This is a genomic window from Streptomyces sp. NPDC005799, assembly GCF_040630525.1.
Classification (GTDB): domain Bacteria; phylum Actinomycetota; class Actinomycetes; order Streptomycetales; family Streptomycetaceae; genus Streptomyces; species Streptomyces griseorubiginosus_B.
The window spans coordinates 136,180-153,698 of record NZ_JBEXXQ010000022.1 but is presented as its reverse complement, the minus strand read 5'-3'; the positions used below and the strand labels follow the sequence as shown (position 1 = coordinate 153,698).

General features: G+C 70.9%; 17 protein-coding genes and 1 riboswitch. Of the genes, 9 read left to right on the top strand and 8 right to left on the bottom strand.

The features are described from left to right. Positions 1–72 precede the first annotated feature (72 nt). The 6 genes from ABZ453_RS22860 to fahA all read right to left on the bottom strand — a co-directional run bounded on the left by ABZ453_RS22860 (position 73) and on the right by fahA (position 6,133). Positions 73–978 carry an ABC transporter permease gene (locus tag ABZ453_RS22860; protein WP_359017053.1) on the bottom strand — a complete coding sequence of 302 codons (906 nt, stop codon included), beginning with the start codon at positions 976–978 and terminating at the stop codon, positions 73–75. After that, the gene (locus tag ABZ453_RS22855; RefSeq protein ID WP_359017051.1) at positions 975–2,345 is read right to left on the bottom strand and encodes an ABC transporter substrate-binding protein; all 1,371 of its coding nucleotides are present in this window, start codon (positions 2,343–2,345) and stop codon (positions 975–977) included. Before ABZ453_RS22855 ends, ABZ453_RS22860 begins: the two co-directional genes overlap by 4 nt. 15 nt (positions 2,346–2,360) lie before the next feature. Continuing rightward, on the bottom strand, positions 2,361–2,588 hold the full coding sequence (locus ABZ453_RS22850) for a ferredoxin family protein (protein WP_016437651.1): 228 nt from the start codon (positions 2,586–2,588) through the stop codon (positions 2,361–2,363). Positions 2,589–2,647: 59 nt separating this feature from the next. After that, positions 2,648–3,436: a GntR family transcriptional regulator gene (locus tag ABZ453_RS22845; RefSeq protein WP_359017049.1), complete on the bottom strand. Its 789-nt coding sequence runs from the start codon at positions 3,434–3,436 to the stop codon at positions 2,648–2,650. A gap of 120 nt (positions 3,437–3,556) precedes the next feature. Continuing rightward, complete coding sequence (locus ABZ453_RS22840; RefSeq protein ID WP_359017047.1) at positions 3,557–4,498, bottom strand: M56 family metallopeptidase; 942 nt, start codon at positions 4,496–4,498, stop codon at positions 3,557–3,559. Between the two features lie 417 nt (positions 4,499–4,915). Next, positions 4,916–6,133, bottom strand: coding sequence for a fumarylacetoacetase (gene fahA, locus ABZ453_RS22835; protein ID WP_359017045.1), 1,218 nt, complete (start codon positions 6,131–6,133; stop codon positions 4,916–4,918). Positions 6,134–6,328: 195 nt separating this feature from the next. Here fahA and ABZ453_RS22830 point away from each other — a divergent pair, with 195 nt between their 5' ends. From ABZ453_RS22830 to ABZ453_RS22820, 3 genes are all read left to right on the top strand, one after another. Beyond that, positions 6,329–7,597 (top strand): ATP-grasp domain-containing protein, encoded by a 1,269-nt coding sequence (locus ABZ453_RS22830; RefSeq protein WP_359017043.1) that lies wholly within the window; start codon positions 6,329–6,331, stop codon positions 7,595–7,597. 66 nt (positions 7,598–7,663) lie between these two features. Then, positions 7,664–8,863, top strand: a complete 1,200-nt coding sequence (locus ABZ453_RS22825; protein WP_359017041.1) for an FAD-dependent oxidoreductase — start codon at positions 7,664–7,666, stop codon at positions 8,861–8,863. A 196-nt stretch (positions 8,864–9,059) separates the two neighbouring features. Further along, complete coding sequence (locus tag ABZ453_RS22820) at positions 9,060–9,863, top strand: HAD family hydrolase (RefSeq protein ID WP_358593153.1); 804 nt, start codon at positions 9,060–9,062, stop codon at positions 9,861–9,863. Positions 9,864–9,876: 13 nt separating this feature from the next. Here the strand turns inward: ABZ453_RS22820 and ABZ453_RS22815 are convergent, their stop codons facing one another. After that, entirely contained in the window at positions 9,877–10,359 is a 483-nt protein-coding gene (locus ABZ453_RS22815; RefSeq protein WP_359017038.1) for a transglycosylase SLT domain-containing protein, read from the bottom strand. Positions 10,360–10,364: 5 nt separating this feature from the next. Then, positions 10,365–10,553, bottom strand: a riboswitch (cyclic di-AMP (ydaO/yuaA leader). 282 nt (positions 10,554–10,835) lie between these two features. Between ABZ453_RS22815 and ABZ453_RS22810 the strand changes: the two genes are divergently transcribed. From ABZ453_RS22810 to ABZ453_RS22785, 6 genes are all read left to right on the top strand, one after another. Then, complete coding sequence (locus ABZ453_RS22810) at positions 10,836–11,108, top strand: hypothetical protein (RefSeq protein ID WP_359017036.1); 273 nt, start codon at positions 10,836–10,838, stop codon at positions 11,106–11,108. A gap of 85 nt (positions 11,109–11,193) precedes the next feature. Beyond that, positions 11,194–12,204: a polyprenyl synthetase family protein gene (locus ABZ453_RS22805; RefSeq protein WP_133043353.1), complete on the top strand. Its 1,011-nt coding sequence runs from the start codon at positions 11,194–11,196 to the stop codon at positions 12,202–12,204. Between the two features lie 258 nt (positions 12,205–12,462). Continuing rightward, a complete protein-coding gene (locus ABZ453_RS22800) occupies positions 12,463–13,425 on the top strand; it encodes a CHRD domain-containing protein (RefSeq protein WP_359017033.1) in 963 nt (320 codons plus the stop codon). A gap of 271 nt (positions 13,426–13,696) precedes the next feature. Continuing rightward, positions 13,697–14,941 carry a DUF2092 domain-containing protein gene (locus ABZ453_RS22795; RefSeq protein ID WP_359017031.1) on the top strand — a complete coding sequence of 415 codons (1,245 nt, stop codon included), beginning with the start codon at positions 13,697–13,699 and terminating at the stop codon, positions 14,939–14,941. A gap of 83 nt (positions 14,942–15,024) precedes the next feature. Further along, the gene (locus ABZ453_RS22790) at positions 15,025–15,999 is read left to right on the top strand and encodes an ABC transporter ATP-binding protein (protein ID WP_359017029.1); all 975 of its coding nucleotides are present in this window, start codon (positions 15,025–15,027) and stop codon (positions 15,997–15,999) included. Then, positions 15,986–16,885 (top strand): ABC transporter permease, encoded by a 900-nt coding sequence (locus ABZ453_RS22785; RefSeq protein ID WP_359017027.1) that lies wholly within the window; start codon positions 15,986–15,988, stop codon positions 16,883–16,885. The genes ABZ453_RS22790 and ABZ453_RS22785 overlap by 14 nt, the downstream gene beginning before the upstream one ends. A 1-nt stretch (position 16,886) precedes the next feature. Here the strand turns inward: ABZ453_RS22785 and ABZ453_RS22780 are convergent, their stop codons facing one another. Further along, positions 16,887–17,483, bottom strand: coding sequence for an NAD(P)H-dependent oxidoreductase (locus ABZ453_RS22780; protein WP_359017025.1), 597 nt, complete (start codon positions 17,481–17,483; stop codon positions 16,887–16,889). Positions 17,484–17,519: the final 36 nt, after the last annotated feature.

Here is a 17,519-nt window from a genome sequence, read left to right as displayed (position 1 = left end):
GGCTTCACCGTCCGCTTCGACCCCATCGAAGCGGCATGACCACATCACAGTCACCACTGCGGTGACCAGGGGTCATGCTTCATTTTCGGACCAGACGAGGTGCTCATCGCGTGTCTCCTCGGTCGACGGGGCGGTCTCGGTCTTCGTGGCCGCGGCGGCGGGCGACACCGGCACGGTGGCTCGGGGGCGTACGCCGGGGACGTAGGAGGTCCGCGGCAGCCACCGTGTGAGACGGCGGCCGAGCAGTTCCACGGCCGTGGAGGTGACCCAGCCGAGTACGCCGATCGTGACCATGCCGACGAAGACGCCCGCGTAGTTGACGACCGTGTAGTCCTGCCAGGTGCGGTAGCCGACGCCGTACTGGCCGGAGATCATCTCGGCGGAGATCACGCAGATCCACGAGACGCCGATGCCGACCGACAGTCCGCCGAAGATGCCGGGCAGCGCGCCCGGCAGCACGACCGAGCCGAGGACCCGCCACCGGCCGCCGCCCATCGTGAGCACCGCCTCCTCCCACACGGGCGTCAGCGCGCGGACCGCGTGCCGGGTGGAGACCAGGACCGGGAAGAAGGCGGCCGTGCAGGTGATGAAGACGATGCCCTGCTCGTTGGAGGGGAAGAGGAGGATCGCGACCGGCACCAGGGCGATCGCCGGGATCGGGCGGACGACCTCGAGGATCGGACCGAGCACGTCCTCGGCGAGGCGGGAGCGTGCCACGAGCACGCCCGTCGCCACACCCAGGACGGCGGCGAGGAGGAAGCCGGTGAGGATACGGGTCAGGCTGTCGGTGAGGTCCGTCCAGTAGTCGGGCCCGGACAGCCGGTCGGCGAAGGCACGGGCCACGTCGGCGACCGTCGGGAACTGCGAGAAACGCAGCCACAGGTCGACGTTCAGGCTGGTCAGCAGCTGCCAGACCCCGAGAGCGACGGCCAGCGACGCCACCCGCAGTGCGTAGCGTGCAAGGGGCTGCCCGCTCACGACGCCCGCCCCAGCGCGTCCGTGTACGTGACGACCCGGGCGCCTCCGTGCGCGGCGACGTACGCCCGCGCGGTCTCCGGGGCCACGAAGGGCAGGAGCTGCTTGCCGTCGGCCACCCAGATCGCCTTGTCGGCGAACCAGAGGGTGCCGGTGGTGGCGTCGGGGACGTAGGCGGCGCGGATGCCGTCCTTGTGCCGGGCCACGTAACTCAGCAGCTGGTCGGGCGACTTGAAGCTCAGTGTCTTCTCGGCGCCCTTGGGCCACACATCGCTCGCCGCCGCCGGGGGTGTCGAGGCGAGTTGCTGGGCGTAGTCCGCGCCGAGTGCGTTCTTGACGTACTGGTCGTCGACGAAGGCGTCCACGTCGATGTCCCCGGTCAGCTTGGCCGACTTCAGGACCGAGACGTCCTGCTTGAGCGCGGAGATCAACTGCGGCTTGATCGCCGGGTCGAAGGTGGAGATGCCGTGGGCGCCGTTGTAGAGGTAGACGACCTCGGCGGGCAGCCCGGTGGCCTTGGCGACGGACTCGGCCGCGGCGACCGGGTGGGCGTCGAGATAGTCGGTGGCCTCCGACTGGGCCTTGAGGAAGGTCTCCAGGACGGCCGGCCGCTGCTTGGCGAAGTCCTCGCGGGCGGTGACACCGTGGAAGGTGGGGAGGTTCAGCTCGGCGCCGTCGTACAGGGCCTTCGCCTTGCCCTGGAAGGCGAGCAGTCCCGGCCAGGCGACGAACTGGGACAGCGCGTCCGCGCTGCCCGCCGACAGGGCCGAAGCGCCCACCGCGGGCTGCTGGTTGAGCTTCTCGATGCCCTTGTCGGGGTCGATGCCGGCCCGTTGCAGGGCCCGTACGAGCGTGCCGTCGGCCGCGGAGCCGACGCTGGTGGAGACCTTCTTGCCCTTCAGGTCGGCGAGGGAGGCCAGTTTGGAGTCGGGGGAGGTGACGATCGTGTTGAGGCCGCCGCTCAGGTTGTAGCCGGTGACGGAGACCAGACGGGTCGGCCTGCCGAGCTGCTTGCCCCGGGCCGCGTTGATGAGCAGCGGGAAGTCGCCCATCGAGCCGATGTCGATCTTCCCCGCGGTCATCTGCGCGGTGATGGGGGCGCCGGTGGCGTAGTCCTGCCAGTCGACCTTGTAGGTGTGGCCGTCGTTGAGGGCGTTGAGGTCCCGCTCGAAGTAGCCGAGCGAGCGCAGGAGGGTGCCCGCGGTGACCGTGTTGATGGTCTTGGACTGGTAGCCGATGGTGATGGTGACGTTCTTGCCGTCGCCGGCCTCGGCGCTGCTGCCGCAGGCGGTCAGGGGGAGCAGCAGCAGCGCGGCGACGGGAAGGGCGGTGCGTTGCGCGAGTGCGTTCGCAAGTACGGCGCGTTTCACGGGAGTTCGGGCCTCTCACCGGAGCAGATAGGGCATGTTGACCGTCACGGCTCCGGTGGGACAGCGGGCCGCGCACGGGCCGCAGTACCAGCACTCGTCGACGTGCATGTACGCCTTGCCGCTGCTGTCGTCGATGGCGAGGGAGTCCAGCGGGCACATGTCCACGCAGAGGGTGCAGCCGTCGATGCACTTCGACTCGTCGATGGTCACGGGCACGTCGGCCCGCTGGGGCGCCAAAGGCATGGCTGTCTCCAGGAAACGGGTCAGGAGGGGACTACAGGAAGGGGACTACAAGAGGGGGACTAGAGGGAGCGGTGCAGCAGGCCGCTCATGGTGATGCGGTCGCCGCGGAAGCGGATGAACTCCAGGTCGACCGGGCGGCCGTCGGCGAGGTGCGTGAGCCGGTCCAGCATGAGGACGGCCGCGCCGCGCGGCGCTTCGAGCACGGCGGCGGAGTGGGCGTCCGCGTTGACCGCCTCCAGGGTGATCTCGGCGTGGCCCAGCCGCCGGCCGGTGATGGCCTCGATGAGGCGGAAGACGTCGGTGTTCTCCAGGTCGGCGCCGAGCAGGGCGGTGCCGATGTCGAGCGGGATGTAGGTCAGGTCGAGGGAGAGGGGGATGCCGTTGAGCCTGCGCAGGCGTTCGATGTAGAGGACGTCCGCGCCGGCGGGGACCCGCAGGCGTTCGGCGACCGGGGCGGGTGCGGGGGCGGGGCCCATTGTGCGGACCTCGTTGGTGACCCGGCCGTGCTCGTGGAGGGTCTCGGCGAGGCCCATCAGCCGGTCGAGGCCGTGCGGGTACTTCCGCCCCACGACGACGGTGCCGACCCCCGGCTGACGCTCGACGAGTCCCTCGGCCCTCAGCAGGTCCAGGGCCTGGCGGACGGTGTTGCGGGTGGCGCGGTAGTCCGCCGCGAGGCTCGTCTCGTGCGGCAGCGTGCCGTCCAGGAAGCCGTCGGCCAGCAGTTGCTGACGGAGCAGGTCGGCGAGCTGCCGTGCCTGGTCGGCGCGCAGCCGGCGCCGCGTGCGGTGGGCGGCGACGGTGGTCGCGCCCTGTCCGGCGTGGTCTCGGATGCGGTCGCTCGGTGGCATGCCTCGAACCATACCGAGCAGGTAGGGAATGAAGTGTTGCGACAGTGTTGCGCCACCTGCCGACCCGTCAGGCAGAGCACTGACCTGCGGAAAGGGCCGGTGTGGAGCAAGATCTGCCAGTCAGGACAGGGCGGTCAGGCCGGGAGCGAACGTGATCAGCAATGGCAGCAGCGGCACGAGCGCGGCCACCGTCGCCGTCAGCGCCCGGTGCCGCCGCCCCAGCCTCAGTGGCGGCTCCAGCAGCCGGTCCACCCGCTCGCCCAGCAGCCGGTGGCTGGAGGCGCAGGACAGTACCCCGCGGTGCTGGTTCAGCTCGATCAGCGCCAGCGCGGTCGTCAGGTGCCCGCACCGCCGTGACGCCGTGTCGTCCGCCGCCAGCTCCACCAGCCGGTGCGTCTGGTCGCAGAAGTGGGCGAACAGCGGCACCCGCGGAAACCCGGTGGCCAGCGCGGTCGACAGATGCAGCAGCCAGTCGTGGTGGGCCCGCGCGTGGTCCCGTTCGTGCGTGAGTACGGCGTCCAGCTGGTGGTCGGTGAGCCGGTGCAGCGCGCCCGTCGTGACGACGAGCTGCGCCGGATGTCCCGGCATCCACCAGGCGTCGGGGTACTCGTCCTCCAGCACCAGCAGCGGCCCCCGCGCCGCGGCCCCGAGGCCGGCCGGCAGCTCGGGCGCCCGCTCGCGCAGATGCGCCCGGGTCACTCCGCGCCGCCGCCGCGCCTCGACCAGTTCGCGGCCGAGCATCGCGGTCGTCCAGGCGGCGCCGCAGGCCAGCAGCACCGTGAGGGCGGCGGCCCACACGGGCGCGACGGACAGGTCGTAGGCGGCGGTGACCGCCGGAGGCGCGGGCGCGAAGAGCTGGGTGCGCACCGTGCCGAACACGGCCGCCGCGCCGAGCAGCAGCGCCGCCAGGCAGCACATCAGGACCGTGGCCACCAGGCACTGCCACACCCACAGCGCGACCACGGGCTCCCGCTCGGGCCAGCCGGCCCGCACCAGGGCACGCGGGACCGGCACGGCGGCCGTCAGGGCCACGACACTCAGCAGGAGCAGGCAGAAGGTCATGCCACGGGCTCCGGATCCTGGTCGGAGGAAAGGGGCGAGGGCGGGGCAACCGGCTCGGCGCGCAAGTCGCCCGCCGCCAGTATGACGGCGAAGGACGCCGGAGTCAGGAGACAAGAGCGACCCACTACGTCCCGTGCAGTCACCGTCACACCCCAACTCCCCGCCCCTCGCCGGCCCGTCCCTCACCCGGGATCGGCCTGCTCACCGGCCCTCCCGGCCGCGTCACCCGCCACGATCCGTGCCGCGTCACCCCGTCACACGAGCCCCTGTCACACGATCCGTGGCGTGTCACCCCGTCACACGAGCCCCTGTCACACGAGCCGTGCCGCGTCACCCCGTCACACGAGCCCCCGTCACACGAGCCGTGGCGTGTCACCCCGCCTCGAACCGCGCCCATGTCACACGAGCCGTGCCGCGTCACCCCGCCACGATCCGCCCCGTCACCTCCCCCAGACCCAGCCGCACCCCGTCCGGCCCCGGCGCCCACGCCGAGAGCGTCACCACGTCCCCGTCCTCCAGGAACGTCCGCTTGCCCTCCGGAAGTTCCAGCGGATCCCGTCCGTTCCAGGTCAGCTCCAGCAGCGACCCGCGCTGCGCCGGCTCCGGCCCGCTCACCGTGCCCGACCCGTAGAGGTCGCCCGTCCGCAGGGAGGCCCCGTTCACGGTCATGTGGGCCAGCTGCTGCGCCGCCGTCCAGTACATGGTGGAGAAGGGCGGCTCGGAGACGACATGGCCGTTGATCGCGACGGAGATCCGCAGGTCGTAGCCGCCGGGCTCGGCTTCGGGGCCGGAGTCGTCCAGATACGGCAGCAACGCGTGCGTGCGCCGCGGCGGCGCCACACGCGCGTACTCCAGCGCGTCCAGCGGAGTGATCCAGGCGGACACCGAGGTGGCGAAGGACTTGCCGAGGAACGGGCCGAGCGGGACGTACTCCCAGGCCTGGACGTCCCGCGCCGACCAGTCGTTGAGCAGGCACAGCCCGAACACGTGCTCAGGGAACTCCGCGAGCCCCACGGGCGTTCCCATGGCGGACGGCACACCCACCACGAAACCCACCTCGGCCTCGATGTCGAGGCGGACCGACGGCCCGAAGACCGGCTCCGCGTCCCCCGGAGCCTTCCGCTGGCCCGAGGGCCGTACGACATCGGTGCCGGAGACCACCACCGTGCCCGACCGTCCGTGATAACCGATCGGGAGGTGCTTCCAGTTCGGCGTCAGCGAGTCCGCCGCGTCGGGGCGGAAGATCTGCCCGACGTTGCGCGCGTGGTTCTCGGAGGCGTAGAAGTCGACGTAGTCCGCGACCTCGAAGGGGAGGTGCAGGGTCACCGAGGACAGTGGGTGCAGGAAGCCCGCGATCGCCTCCTGATGCGCCGGCACGGTCACCCACGCCGTCAGCGCGCGCCGCACGTCCGACCATGCGGTGCGACCTGCTGCGAGCAGCGGGTTCAGCGAGGGCTGCGCCAGGAGCGAGGCGTACGGCGAGCCGAGCGCCCGGGCCGCCGCGCCCGCGTCCAGGACGTGGTCGCCGAGCCGGACGCCGACACCTCGCCGCGCCGAACCGGCGGGCGAGAACACGCCGTACGGAAGGTTGTGCGGACCGAAGGGATCGCCTTCGGGAACATCGAAGGGGGGCATGGGGTGCTGCCTCACTCTCGTGCGTTTCTGCTGGCCGTGCCACACGTTACGGCCGGGTCCGCCTTCTTGGGCAGTGTCTAAAGAGTTTGCAATGTCCGAATTGGCCTTGTCGGAGCACTCAATTCCGGCTTAGCGTCCTTTGGGGGACACGGACGGGGTGGGTCCGGTCCGTAGGGGGGACACGTGGGGGGACCCGTGGCCAGGAGCACGAGCAGTGTGCCGTTCCGGGCGGACCGTGACGTGCCGGGCCTGATCGTCAAGTTCGGCGACTATCCGTTGCACCACGGCGGCGTGGGCGCGATCCGGAGTCTGGGTCGGCTGGGCATCCCCATGTACGCGATCACCGAGGACGCCTACACACCCGCCGCATCCTCCCGTTATCTCAAGCGGGCCTTCGTCTGGCCGACCACCGGCACGGAGGACCCCGGCCACCTGGTGGAGGGCCTGCTGCGCGTCGGGCGGCGCATCGGCCGCCCCACCGTCCTCGTGCCCACCGACGAGGAGGCCGCCGTCCTGATCGCCGAGCACCAGGGCGACCTCGCGGGCCTTTTCCTCTTCCCGCGTGTGGAGCCCGCCCTGCCGCGCCGCCTGGCGAGCAAGCAGGGCCTGCACGAACTGTGCGTGGAGCACGGCATCCCCAGCCCGCCGGCCGCGTTCCCGCGGTCGTACGACGACATCGTGGCCTTCGCCGAGAAGGCCCGCTTCCCGGTGGTGGCCAAGAACCGCGAGGCGTTCCTGCGGCGCAGGCGGCCCGCGGTGAACGGCACGACACGCATCGGCACCCGCGAGGGCCTGCTGCGGCTCGCCCGAGACTGGGGCGAGCGGCCCGGGGTGATCCTCCAGGAGTACCTGCCCAGGGAGGACGCCGAGGACTGGATCGTGCACGCCTACTTCGACCAGGACTCCACCCCGCTCGCCATGTTCACCGGCGTGAAGGTGCGCTCCTGGCCGCCGCACGCCGGAATGACGGCGAACGCGTACGTCGTCGACAACCCGGAACTCGCCGACATCGCCGCGCGTTTCATCAAACAGATCGGCTTCACCGGCATCATCGACCTCGACCTGCGCTTCGACCGGCGCGACGGCCGGTACAAGCTGCTCGACTTCAACCCGCGCGTGGGCGCCCAGTTCCGGCTCTTCGAGAACGAGTCGGGGGTGGACGTCGTCCGCGCCATGCATCTGGACCTGACCGGCCGCACCGTCCCGGAGGGGGAACAGCGAGCCGGTCACCGGTACATCGTGGAGAACATCGACCTGCCCGCCCTGCTCGCCTACCGCCGCAGCGGCTACACGACGCCGCACGCGCCGGCCCGTGCGAGCGGGACGGAGCTGGCCTGGCTCGCGGGTGACGACCCGCTGCCGTTCCTCACGATGCTCGCGCGCTTCGTGCGGCCGGGCGCGAAGCACCTGTATCAGCTGTGGCGGACCAACCGCCGCGGCGGTACCACCAGTTCGGGGGGCTAGCCGACCGTCAGCCGTCCGAGCCGAACCACACGAAGTGGCGAATTCAGCGTCCTGGGGAGGGACTTCGTGATTCAACCGGTTGCGATCATCGGCGCCGGGCCGTTCGGCCTGTCCACCGCCGCCCATCTGCGCGCACGCGGCATCCCGGTCCGCGTCTTCGGCGAGCCCATGGTCAGCTGGCGCGACCACATGCCCGCCGGGATGCTCCTGAAGTCGACGCCCGTGGCCTCCAGCCTCGACGCGCCGCAGCAGGGGCACACCCTCGCCGACTACTGCGACGCCGCCGGCATCAAGCGGCTGGTGACGGACGAGGACATCATCCCGGTCGAGACCTTCATCGCCTACGGCGAGTGGTTCCAGCAGAAGCTGGTGCCCGAGCTGGAGCGGGTGCGGGTGGTCTCGGTCGACCGGGGGAGCGGCGGCGGCTTCGAACTGAAGCTGGACTCCGGCGAGTTGTTCACCGCCCGCGCGGTCGTCGTGGCGACCGGCCTGCACGGCCTCGCCCACCTGCCCGCGGAACTGGCCGCGGCGCCCGACGGCCCCACCCCTACGGGCCCGGTCTCCCACAGCTCACAGCACCACGACCTCACGCGTTACGCCGGCAAGGACCTGATCGTGGTCGGCGCCGGCCAGTCCGCGCTGGAGACGGCGGTGCTGGCGGCGGAGGCGGGCGCGCAGGTGAGGGTGGTCTCCCGGGGCCGCGGCAAGGTCGCCTTCGGGGCACCGCCCTGGGACCAGCCCAGGCTGCGCCCCGAGTCGCCCTTCGGCCGTGCCTGGTCGCTGTGGGCACTGAGCTACTACCCGCACCCGTACCGCCGTCTCCCGGCCGGGACGCGCCACTACCTCGTCCGCCGGGTCCTCGGCCCGCTCGGCGCGTGGTGGCTGCGCGACCGCTTCGAGGGCAAGGTGCAGGTCATCGAGGTCGACAGGATCGTGGCGACCGACGCGGACGGTGGCAGCCCGACGCTCACCGTGCGTACCTTCGGCGGTCAGACCGAGAAGCTGGCGGCGGACCACGTCATCGCGGCGACCGGGTACCGCGTAAACATCGCGGCGATGGACTTCCTCGGGCCCGAGCTGCGCACCCGTGTCGCCGTCAGCCGTGGCACGCCCCGGCTGGGCGCCGGGTACGTGTCCTCGGTCCCCGGCCTGTACTTCACCGGCCTGCCGGCCGCGGCCTCCTACGGACCGGTGATGCGGTTCGTCTGCGGCACGGAGTTCGCCTCCCCGAGGCTGGCGAGGCACCTGGCGGCGGCACACGGCTGAACCGCCACCGCCGACCGGCGAGGAGCGCGTCCGCCCGGCGCGAGGCGCTCCTCGCGAGCTCCCCGACACCCGCCGGTGACAAGGGAGTTGAGCGACACCTGCCGGCGATACGGGAGTTGGCGGAGGGGCGGGGAGAACGGGCCGGTCGACCGGTTCGCGATGAGTCGGTGGGGCGTGCGGTCCGTATTCTCTGATCATGGCCGCACCCACCGCATATGCACTCATCGCCACCGACCTGGACGGCACACTGCTCCGAGGTGACGACACCCTCTCCGACCGGTCTCTCGCCGCCCTCGCGCGCGTGGCCGGCGCCGGTGTCCGGCACCTCGTGGTGACCGGCCGGCCGGCCCCCAGAGTGCGGCCGCTCCTCGACGACCTGGGCGGTCGGGGGCTCGCGGTGTGCGGACAGGGCGCGCAGGTGTACGACCACCGCGCGGACCGCCTGCTGTGGTCCGTCACGCTGGACCGGGAGCTGGCCGAGACGGCCCTCGGCAAGATCGAGGCCGAGGTGGGCCAGGTGTACGCGGCCGTCGACCAGGACGGCGTCGACGGCCTCACGCTCATCGAACCCGGGTACCTCATGCCGCACCCCACCCTGCCCGCCGTACGCGTCGGCCGGCGCGACGACCTGTGGTGCGAGCCCATCAGCAAGGTGCTGCTGCGCCATCCCGACCTGTCCGACGACGAGTTGGCGGCGACGGCGCGTTCGGTGGTGGGCTCGCTGGCCACCGTCACCATGTCGGGGCCCGGGACCGTCGAACTCCAGCCATGCGGCATCACCAAGGCCACCGGCCTCGCGCTGGCCGCCGAACACCTGGGGCTCGGCCCGCGGCAGACCATCGCCTTCGGCGACATGCCCAACGACATCCCGATGTTCGACTGGGCCGCCCACGGCGTCGCGATGGCCAACGCCCACCCCGAACTCAAGGCGGTGGCCGACGAGATCACCCTGTCGAACGAGGACGACGGCATCGCCGTCGTCCTCGAGAGACTGTTCTGACTGACCGGTCGGCTCAGTAGGCGCCGTACACGTTGTCGATCGAACCGTAGCGCGCTGCCGCGTAGTTGCAGGCGGCGGTGATGTTGGCGACCGGGTCGTAGGGGTCCCACGAGGTGCCGGACACGTGGTAGGCGGCGAAGGTCGGATCGATGACCTGCAGCAGACCCTTGGACGGGGTGCCGGCGAGCGCGTTGGAGTCCCAGTTGTTGATCGCGTACGGGTTGCCCGAGGACTCGCGGATCACGTTGCGGTAGATGCCGTTGTAGGTGCCGGGGATCCCGTGCTGCGCCATGACCTGGAGGGAGGCCCGGATCCAGCCGTCGAGATTGTTGGCGTAGCCCAGCGAGGTGGCGGTGGCCACGGTGGGCGTGGCGGCGGAGGCGCTGGTCGCGCCCACGATCGGCAGGGCGAGTACGGCGGCACCCGTGCCGATGACGGCGAGCTTGCGGACGATGCGGGAGCTTCTGGTACGGCGGTGCTGAGCGGCAGCGGACATGACGAGGTTCCTCTCCGTCGCCTGCGAGGTGAGCTGTCGGGTTCGGGCGGGAGATGCCCGGCCGCACCGCCGTACGGCGACACGACTTCACCCCGAGCCGGACCGGATGTCCTGGGACGTCCGAATCGGCGAACTACCTGGTTCCCCCGCTCCTGCCGTGCGTTCTCGGTTGGTGGAACGGGCGGCGGCAGGATTAGGCGTCCGCCCGACAGGCCGGGAACGTATGCGAGAGCACATGTCCGGAACAAGTCCCGAATTCACACATCACCCCTGTTGACCTTGGTCTGAGGCATATGGGGCGCTGGATCCTTTGCGGCCGCCAAGCCTCAACTCGGGCGCGACAGAAGGCGGATCGGGAGAAATGCACCGGAATGCGGAGCACGCTCAGGCGTGAGCCAAGTCACTGGTTTAGACAAGAGAGGCAAAACGGGCAATGAACTCAACTCGTAGTGAAACAGCCGTCCGTGGGGCAGGCCGTGGCGATCGCCCGTTCCGCCATTGGTGAGCGTGTCGGCGGACGGGGGTATCGGGATGGCCTGACTGCCGAGGAATGCGTGGTCGTCACCGGGGAAAGGTTGACTGCCGGGCTCGGCGTCGGCTTCTGTTCGGGACACGCGCCGCCGCTCCTCTTCACGTCGGGCGCGCAAGTCGGTAAAAATCGGTTCATATCAGTTGATCAAAAACATACCGGTCGTGATCCGATACCGCCCGGCCTGGACGGGTGGGCGGCAGCGGTGATCGAAAGGTGACCGGATACGCTGACTTGAGTGATGGCAGCGACGTATCGACAAACCGCGTAACCGCCAGTAGACACCAGCAGACAGGAGACCCCTCGTGACCGTCGTCGGGCCGTTCGGGCTGAGCGTGCGGGACCAGGCTCTGGAAGCCGATGTCCAGGCCGGATTGGCGGCCGTCGAGGAGGGACTGCTCGAAGCCACCAAGAGTGAGGTCCCCTTCATCACGGAGGCCGCCCAGCACCTGGTGCGGGCGGGTGGAAAGCGCTTCAGGCCGCTGCTCGTGATGCTCGCCGCCCAGTTCGGCGACCCGTACGCGCCCGGAGTCGTGCCGTCCGCCGTGGTCGTGGAGCTGACCCACCTCGCCACGCTGTACCACGACGACGTCATGGACGAGGCGGCGGTGCGCCGCGGGGTCGACAGCGCGAACACCCGCTGGGGCAACTCGGTGGCGGTGCTGACCGGCGACTTCCTCTTCGCGCGTGCCTCGCACATCCTGGCCGACCTCGGTCCGGAGGCCGTGCGCGTGCAGGCCGAGGCGTTCGAGCGCCTGGTCACCGGACAGATCCTGGAGACCGCGGGACCGCAGGACGGACGCGACCCGGTCGACCACTACCTGGACGTGCTCGGCGGCAAGACGGGGTCGCTGGTGGCGGTGTCCTGCCGGTTCGGCGCGATGATGTCCGGCGCCGACGAGACGGTCGTGGACGTGCTCACCCAGTACGGGGAGCGGCTCGGGGTCGCCTTCCAGCTCGCCGACGACGTCCTGGACATCGCGTCCGACTCGCACGAGTCGGGGAAGACGCCGGGGACGGACCTGCGCGAGGGCATTCCGACCCTGCCGGTGCTGCGGCTGCGCGAGCGGGCCGCGCGACTCGGGCTGGCCGAGGACATCGCCCTGTGCGAACTGCTCGACTCCGACCTCACCGACGACGAGCGGCACGCGGAGGCGCTCGCCGGGCTGCGGGCGCATCCCGCCCTGGAGCAGGCGCGGCGGGACACCGTGCGCTACGCGGAGGAGGCGCGCTCGGCGCTGGCGCCGCTGAGGGAGTGCGACGCGAAGCTGGCGCTGATGGAGATGTGCGACGCGGTGGTGCACCGCGCGGGCTGATCCGCCCACGCCCCCTCGCCAGGGGGAATGCCCCTTTGGACGCGGCAGGGGACTCCTCCCCTGCACCGCCGTCGGCCCGGAAGGGCCTCGTTCCCCGGGTGCCGTACGGGCTACAACGGACGGGCTGAGCCAGCCCTTCCCGGTGATGTGATGCGCATCACAAGCTTGGACTGAGTCCAGTCTCAGATCGCTTCCGTACTCATACCCAGCAGGCCGACGCAGGGGGTGTCGGCCGGTCTACGGGGAGAAAACTGCATCATGGGCAAGAACACGACGTTCTCGAAGCGCCGTAAGAGCCTCATCGTCACCGCCCTCGCGGTGGCCGCCGCCGGCGGTGTCGCCGCCGGCACGATTCCCGCCTCCGCCACCACGGCCACCCGCGCCGACCACGCGGCTTCCACCGCGACCCTGCTCGCCACCAGCCTGCGCGGCGCCAACGAGGTGCCGGTGCAGGGCGGCCCGGCCGTGGGGGACAAGGACGGCGCCGCGCTGGAGTTCGTCAAGGTCCAGGGCGACAAGGTGTCCGTCGCCGTGACCTGGCGCGGCACCGGCAGGCCGACCATGCTCCACATCCACCAGGGCGCCAAGGGCACCAACGGCGGCGTCAAGATCGATTTCAGCAAGCTCATCGCCAAGAAGGCCAAGGGCCACCACCTCACCGGCACCGTCAAGGTCGACGACCCGGCGCTGCTCGAGGCGCTGACCTCCGACCCCGGCTCCTTCTACGCCAACCTGCACACGTCCCAGTTCCCGGGCGGAGCCGTTCGCGGCCAGCTCCACAAGGTCACCGTCGCCGCCTTCGACTTCCGCGACGCCCTGCACAACTTCCAGGCGTCCGTGGTCAAGGGCAAGCAGATCTACGAGTGCAAGCCGGCCGACGGCGGCGGGTACGCCTTCGCCCAGCGGGACGTCAGCGCCCTGCTCGGCGGCGGCATCAGGCACTCCTTCGTCGCGCCCAACTCCGGTACGCCGCAGTGGGTCGCACCCGACGGCAGCGCGGTGACCGGGGCCGTCCTGACCAAGACCCCGAACGGCAACGGCAACATTCCCGAGCTCGACCTGAAGGCCACGCAGTCCGGCAAGCACCGGGGCCTGCTCGCCGGTACCACGGAGATCCTGCGGCTCAACACGGTCGGCGGAGTCGCTCCCTCCGGCAGCTGCACGCCGGGCGACATCGTCGGGGTCCCGTACCACGCGGACTACGTGTTCCTGCAGCGCTGACACGGTAGTTGAGGCTCAGACCCAGGGCGGCGCCCTCCCCGTCACACCCGTACCCCTACGGGTCGGGGGAGGCGTCGCCCTCCCGTGTCATACCCCAGGAGTACACGGAGTTGCCTCCGAGGTTTGACGCTTCTCCTCCGTCGATTTGGTCAACTGGAAACCACGGAAAACACCACTCCTCACCGATTCGGGTGAGAATGGCGGCTTGGGTGGAAGACGAGTGCTGACAGGCAAGTTGGAAGCCGCCGCCGACGACGGAGGTAGCGCACACATGGCACCGTACGAATCCGACGACAGCACGATCGCCGGCGAGGCCGACGACCTGCGCGCGGGCAGGCGCAAGGCCGCGCGGTACGTCGTCCCGGTCGCGGTGGTGGGGGTGGCGGCGGCGACCATCGGGCTCGTCCCGGCGCTCGCCGACTCCGGCGACCCCAGCCTGCCGAAGATCAGCGCGCAGCAACTCCTCGACAAGATCGCCAAGTCGGACGTGCAGCAGCTGTCCGGCACGGTGAAGGTCACCACGGATCTGGGCCTGCCGAACCTGGGCGGCCTGGAGAGCAGCCTGACGTCCGGTGCCGGGCGCGGATCCGGTGACGGGTCCTCCGCCGACCCCACGTCCAAGCTCACCGAACTCGCCACCGGCACCCACACCCTGCGCGTGGCGGCCGACGGCCCGGACCGGCAGAAGCTGTCCCTGCTGGAGAACGCGGCGGAATACAGCCTCATCCACAACGGCAAGGACGTCTGGGGCTACGACAGCCAGTCGAACGAGGTCTACCACTCCACCGCCCCCGACGACGGCGCCTCCGAGAAGAAGCAGGAGCAGCCGCCCGCCACGCCCGACCAGCTCACCAAGGACGCCCTGAAGGCCGTCGACGACACCACCTCCGTGACCGTCCAGGGCACCGCCCAGGTCGCGGGCCGGGACGCGTACCGGCTGGTCGTCAAGCCGAAGGACTCCGGTTCGACGGTCGGTCAGATCACCGTGGCCGTGGACGCGAAGACCGGTCTGCCGCTGAAGTTCACCCTGACCCCGGCGAGCGGCGGCGCCGCCGTCATCGACGCGGGCTTCACGCAGATCAGCTTCGCCAAGCCGGCCGCCTCGACCTTCGACTTCAAGGCCCCCAAGGGCGCGAAGGTCACCGAGGGCGACCAGGGCGAGCACGCGGACGGGCACGCCAAGGGTGCTCCCAAGAGCGCTCCGAAGGGCGACGACAGGAGCGGCCCGTCCGGGAAGGACGCGGGCAAGGGGCCCGACGGGATGAACGTCATCGGCAAGGGCTGGGACTCCATCGCCACCTTCGACACCGGCGGCCAGGGCGTGCCCTCCGGCGCCGAGGCCGGCGGCCAGTTCGGCGGCTTCCTCGACTCCCTCGGCGACAAGGTCACGGGCAAGTTCGGTTCGGGCACGGTCTTCAAGACCCGTCTGATCAACGCCCTGATCACCGACGACGGCAAGGTCTACGTCGGCGCGGTCAGCAAGGACGCGTTGGTGAAGGCGGCGAACGCGGGCTAGCCGGGAACCTTGCGCGGCGGCCATTCGTCATCACGGTGAGTAGTCGCCGCGCCACGCGGTACGAGCACGAATCGAGGGAGCCGATGGACGAGGCGTCCGCCCCGGAGCCGGACCGCGCTGAGCCGGGTGACAGCGTCATCGCCACCCGCGGGCTCACCAAGCGCTACCGCGGCGGGCAACTCGCCGTCGACGGCCTCGACCTGACCGTCCCGGCGGGCAGCGTCTTCGGCTTCCTCGGTCCGAACGGCTCGGGCAAGACCACCACCATCCGCATGCTGATGGGGCTGATCGAGCCCACCTCGGGCACCGCCCGGGTGCTCGGCCGCCCCATGCCGAGGAGTTCGCGCGCCGTCCTCCCGCACGTCGGCGCGCTCATCGAGGGCCCCGCCCTGTACGGCTTCCTCTCCGGCCGCGAGAACCTGATCCGTTACGACGCCGCCGACCCGACCGCCGATCCGCGCACCCGGCGGGCCCGCGTCGCGGCGGCGCTGGAGCGGGTGGGGCTCATGGCGGCGGCCGGCAAGAAGGCCAAGGCCTACTCGCTCGGCATGAAGCAGCGGCTCGGTCTCGCCGCCGCGCTGTTGCAGCCGCGCAGACTCCTGGTGCTGGACGAGCCGACCAACGGCCTCGATCCCCAGGGCATGCGGGAAATTCGCTCCCTGGTCCGGGAGTTGGCCTCGGACGGCACCACCGTCTTCCTCTCCTCCCACCTCCTGGACGAGATCGAGCAGGTCTGTACCCACGCGGCGGTGATGGCACAGGGCCGCCTCATCACCCAGGGCGCGGTGTCCGACCTGGCGGCGGGCGCGCGCGGCCGACTGGTCGTCACGACGCCGGACACCGGGGACGCGGCCCGCGTGCTGAAGGAGCAGGGCGCCGCCGATGTCGTCGTCGCCGAGGACCGGGTGACCGCGGAGCCCCCGGACCGAGACCTGGCCGAGGTGAACGCCGCGCTGGTGACGGCGGGTGTGCGCGTGCGTGGCTTCGGAGTGGAGCGGGCCTCGCTGGAGGACGCGTTCGTGGCGCTGACGGGGGAGGGCTTCGATGTCGCGGGCTGAGACGGCGACCCCATGGGAGCCGGGCGAGGTGCGCACGCCGAGCCCCCTGTGGACCTTCGGGTTGCTGCGCAGCGAGTTGGTCACCACCTTCCGCCGCTGGCGCACCCTCGCCCTGCTCGCCGTCCTCGCGGCCGTCCCGATCCTCGTCGGCATCGCCGTCAAGATCGAGACGAGCGACGGCTCCTCGGGCGGCCCCGGTCGTGGTGGAGGGGGCGGCCCGGCGTTCATCGCCCAGATCACCAACAACGGCCTGTTCCTGGTCTTCACGGCCCTCGCGGCGACGCTGCCGTTCTTCCTCCCGATGGCGATCGGGGTCGTCGCGGGGGACGCGATAGCGGGGGAGGCCAACGCCGGCACCCTGCGCTACCTGCTGGTCGCCCCGGCCGGCCGCACCCGGCTGCTGCTCACGAAGTACGCGACGGTGCTGGCCTTCTGCCTGGTCGCCACCCTCGTGGTCGCGGCATCGGCGCTCGCCGTCGGAGCCGTCCTGTTCCCGCTCGGCGATCTGACGACCATCTCCGGCACCCGGATCAGCTTCGCCGACGGTCTGGTCCGTGCCCTGCTGATCGCCCTGGTCGTCGCGGCCTCGCTGATCGGCATAGCCGCGCTCGGCCTGTTCATCTCGACGCTGACCAACAGCGGCATCGCCGCGATGGCGACGACCGTCGGACTGCTGATCACCGTTCAGATCCTCGACCAGATACCCCAACTACACGCCCTGCAGCCGTACTTCTTCTCCCACTACTGGCTGTCCTTCGCCGACCTGATGCGCGACCCGGTCTACTGGGACGACCTGACGAAGAACCTCGGCCTCCAGGCCCTGTACGCGGCGGTGTTCGGCTCGGCGGCCTGGGCGCGCTTCACGGCGAGGGACATCACGGCGTAGCTCAGGCGGCGGCCCGGGTCTCGTGGGGGAAGCGGGCGAGCGGCGGCTCCTGCGCGAAGAAGCTCTTGGCGCGGGCGAGGGCCGCCGTGTCGTGCAGCACATCGCCGCGCCGGCTGCCGTTGCCGAGGAGCACTCCGCCGAACCGCATCCCGAGGTACGCGGCCGAGTTGTTCAGCGTGCCGATCAGCGGGTCGGCGACGGACGGCTCGCTGTCGGCGAGCGCGGCGACACCCCAGAGCGTGCGGCCGGCCATGGCCGCCTTGAAGTCGAGACCCGGGGTGCGCAGCCAGCCGGACCAGTAGTCCAGGTAGCGCTTGGTCAGACCGGAGACCGAGTACCAGTACAGCGGGGAGGCGATCACGATGTCGGTGGCCGCCAGCGTCGCGTCGAGAAGGAGGGCCGGGGCACTTCCGGTGGGCGGGTGGACGTGGTCGTTGTCGCGTCGCAGGTCCACGAAGTCGGGCAGCGGCTGCTCGGCCAGGCTGATCCACTGCTGCTCGACCTCGGCGGGCAACTGCTCGGCGGCCCGGCGGGCGAGGAGTTCGGTGTTGCCCTCGGTGCGGCTGCTGCCGAGCACGAACAGGAAGCGACGGGTCATGAGGTCCCCCAGAGGAAGGCGGCGTACGACGATTAC

What these genes read in the sequence shown, in the direction of transcription:
- ABZ453_RS22840 (WP_359017047.1), bottom strand. Translation starts at nt 4,498, where the DNA reads ATGACCTTCTGCCTGCTCCTGCTGAGTGTCGTGGCCCTGACGGCCGCC.
- ABZ453_RS22780 (WP_359017025.1), bottom strand. Translation starts at nt 17,483, where the DNA reads ATGACCCGTCGCTTCCTGTTCGTGCTCGGCAGCAGCCGCACCGAGGGC.
- ABZ453_RS22845 (WP_359017049.1), bottom strand. Translation starts at nt 3,436, where the DNA reads ATGCCACCGAGCGACCGCATCCGAGACCACGCCGGACAGGGCGCGACC.
- ABZ453_RS22795 (WP_359017031.1), top strand. Translation starts at nt 13,697, where the DNA reads ATGGCACCGTACGAATCCGACGACAGCACGATCGCCGGCGAGGCCGAC.
- ABZ453_RS22785 (WP_359017027.1), top strand. Translation starts at nt 15,986, where the DNA reads ATGTCGCGGGCTGAGACGGCGACCCCATGGGAGCCGGGCGAGGTGCGC.
- ABZ453_RS22820 (WP_358593153.1), top strand. Translation starts at nt 9,060, where the DNA reads ATGGCCGCACCCACCGCATATGCACTCATCGCCACCGACCTGGACGGC.
- ABZ453_RS22790 (WP_359017029.1), top strand. Translation starts at nt 15,025, where the DNA reads ATGGACGAGGCGTCCGCCCCGGAGCCGGACCGCGCTGAGCCGGGTGAC.
- ABZ453_RS22850 (WP_016437651.1), bottom strand. Translation starts at nt 2,588, where the DNA reads ATGCCTTTGGCGCCCCAGCGGGCCGACGTGCCCGTGACCATCGACGAG.
- ABZ453_RS22800 (WP_359017033.1), top strand. Translation starts at nt 12,463, where the DNA reads ATGGGCAAGAACACGACGTTCTCGAAGCGCCGTAAGAGCCTCATCGTC.
- fahA (WP_359017045.1), bottom strand. Translation starts at nt 6,133, where the DNA reads ATGCCCCCCTTCGATGTTCCCGAAGGCGATCCCTTCGGTCCGCACAAC.
- ABZ453_RS22815 (WP_359017038.1), bottom strand. Translation starts at nt 10,359, where the DNA reads ATGTCCGCTGCCGCTCAGCACCGCCGTACCAGAAGCTCCCGCATCGTC.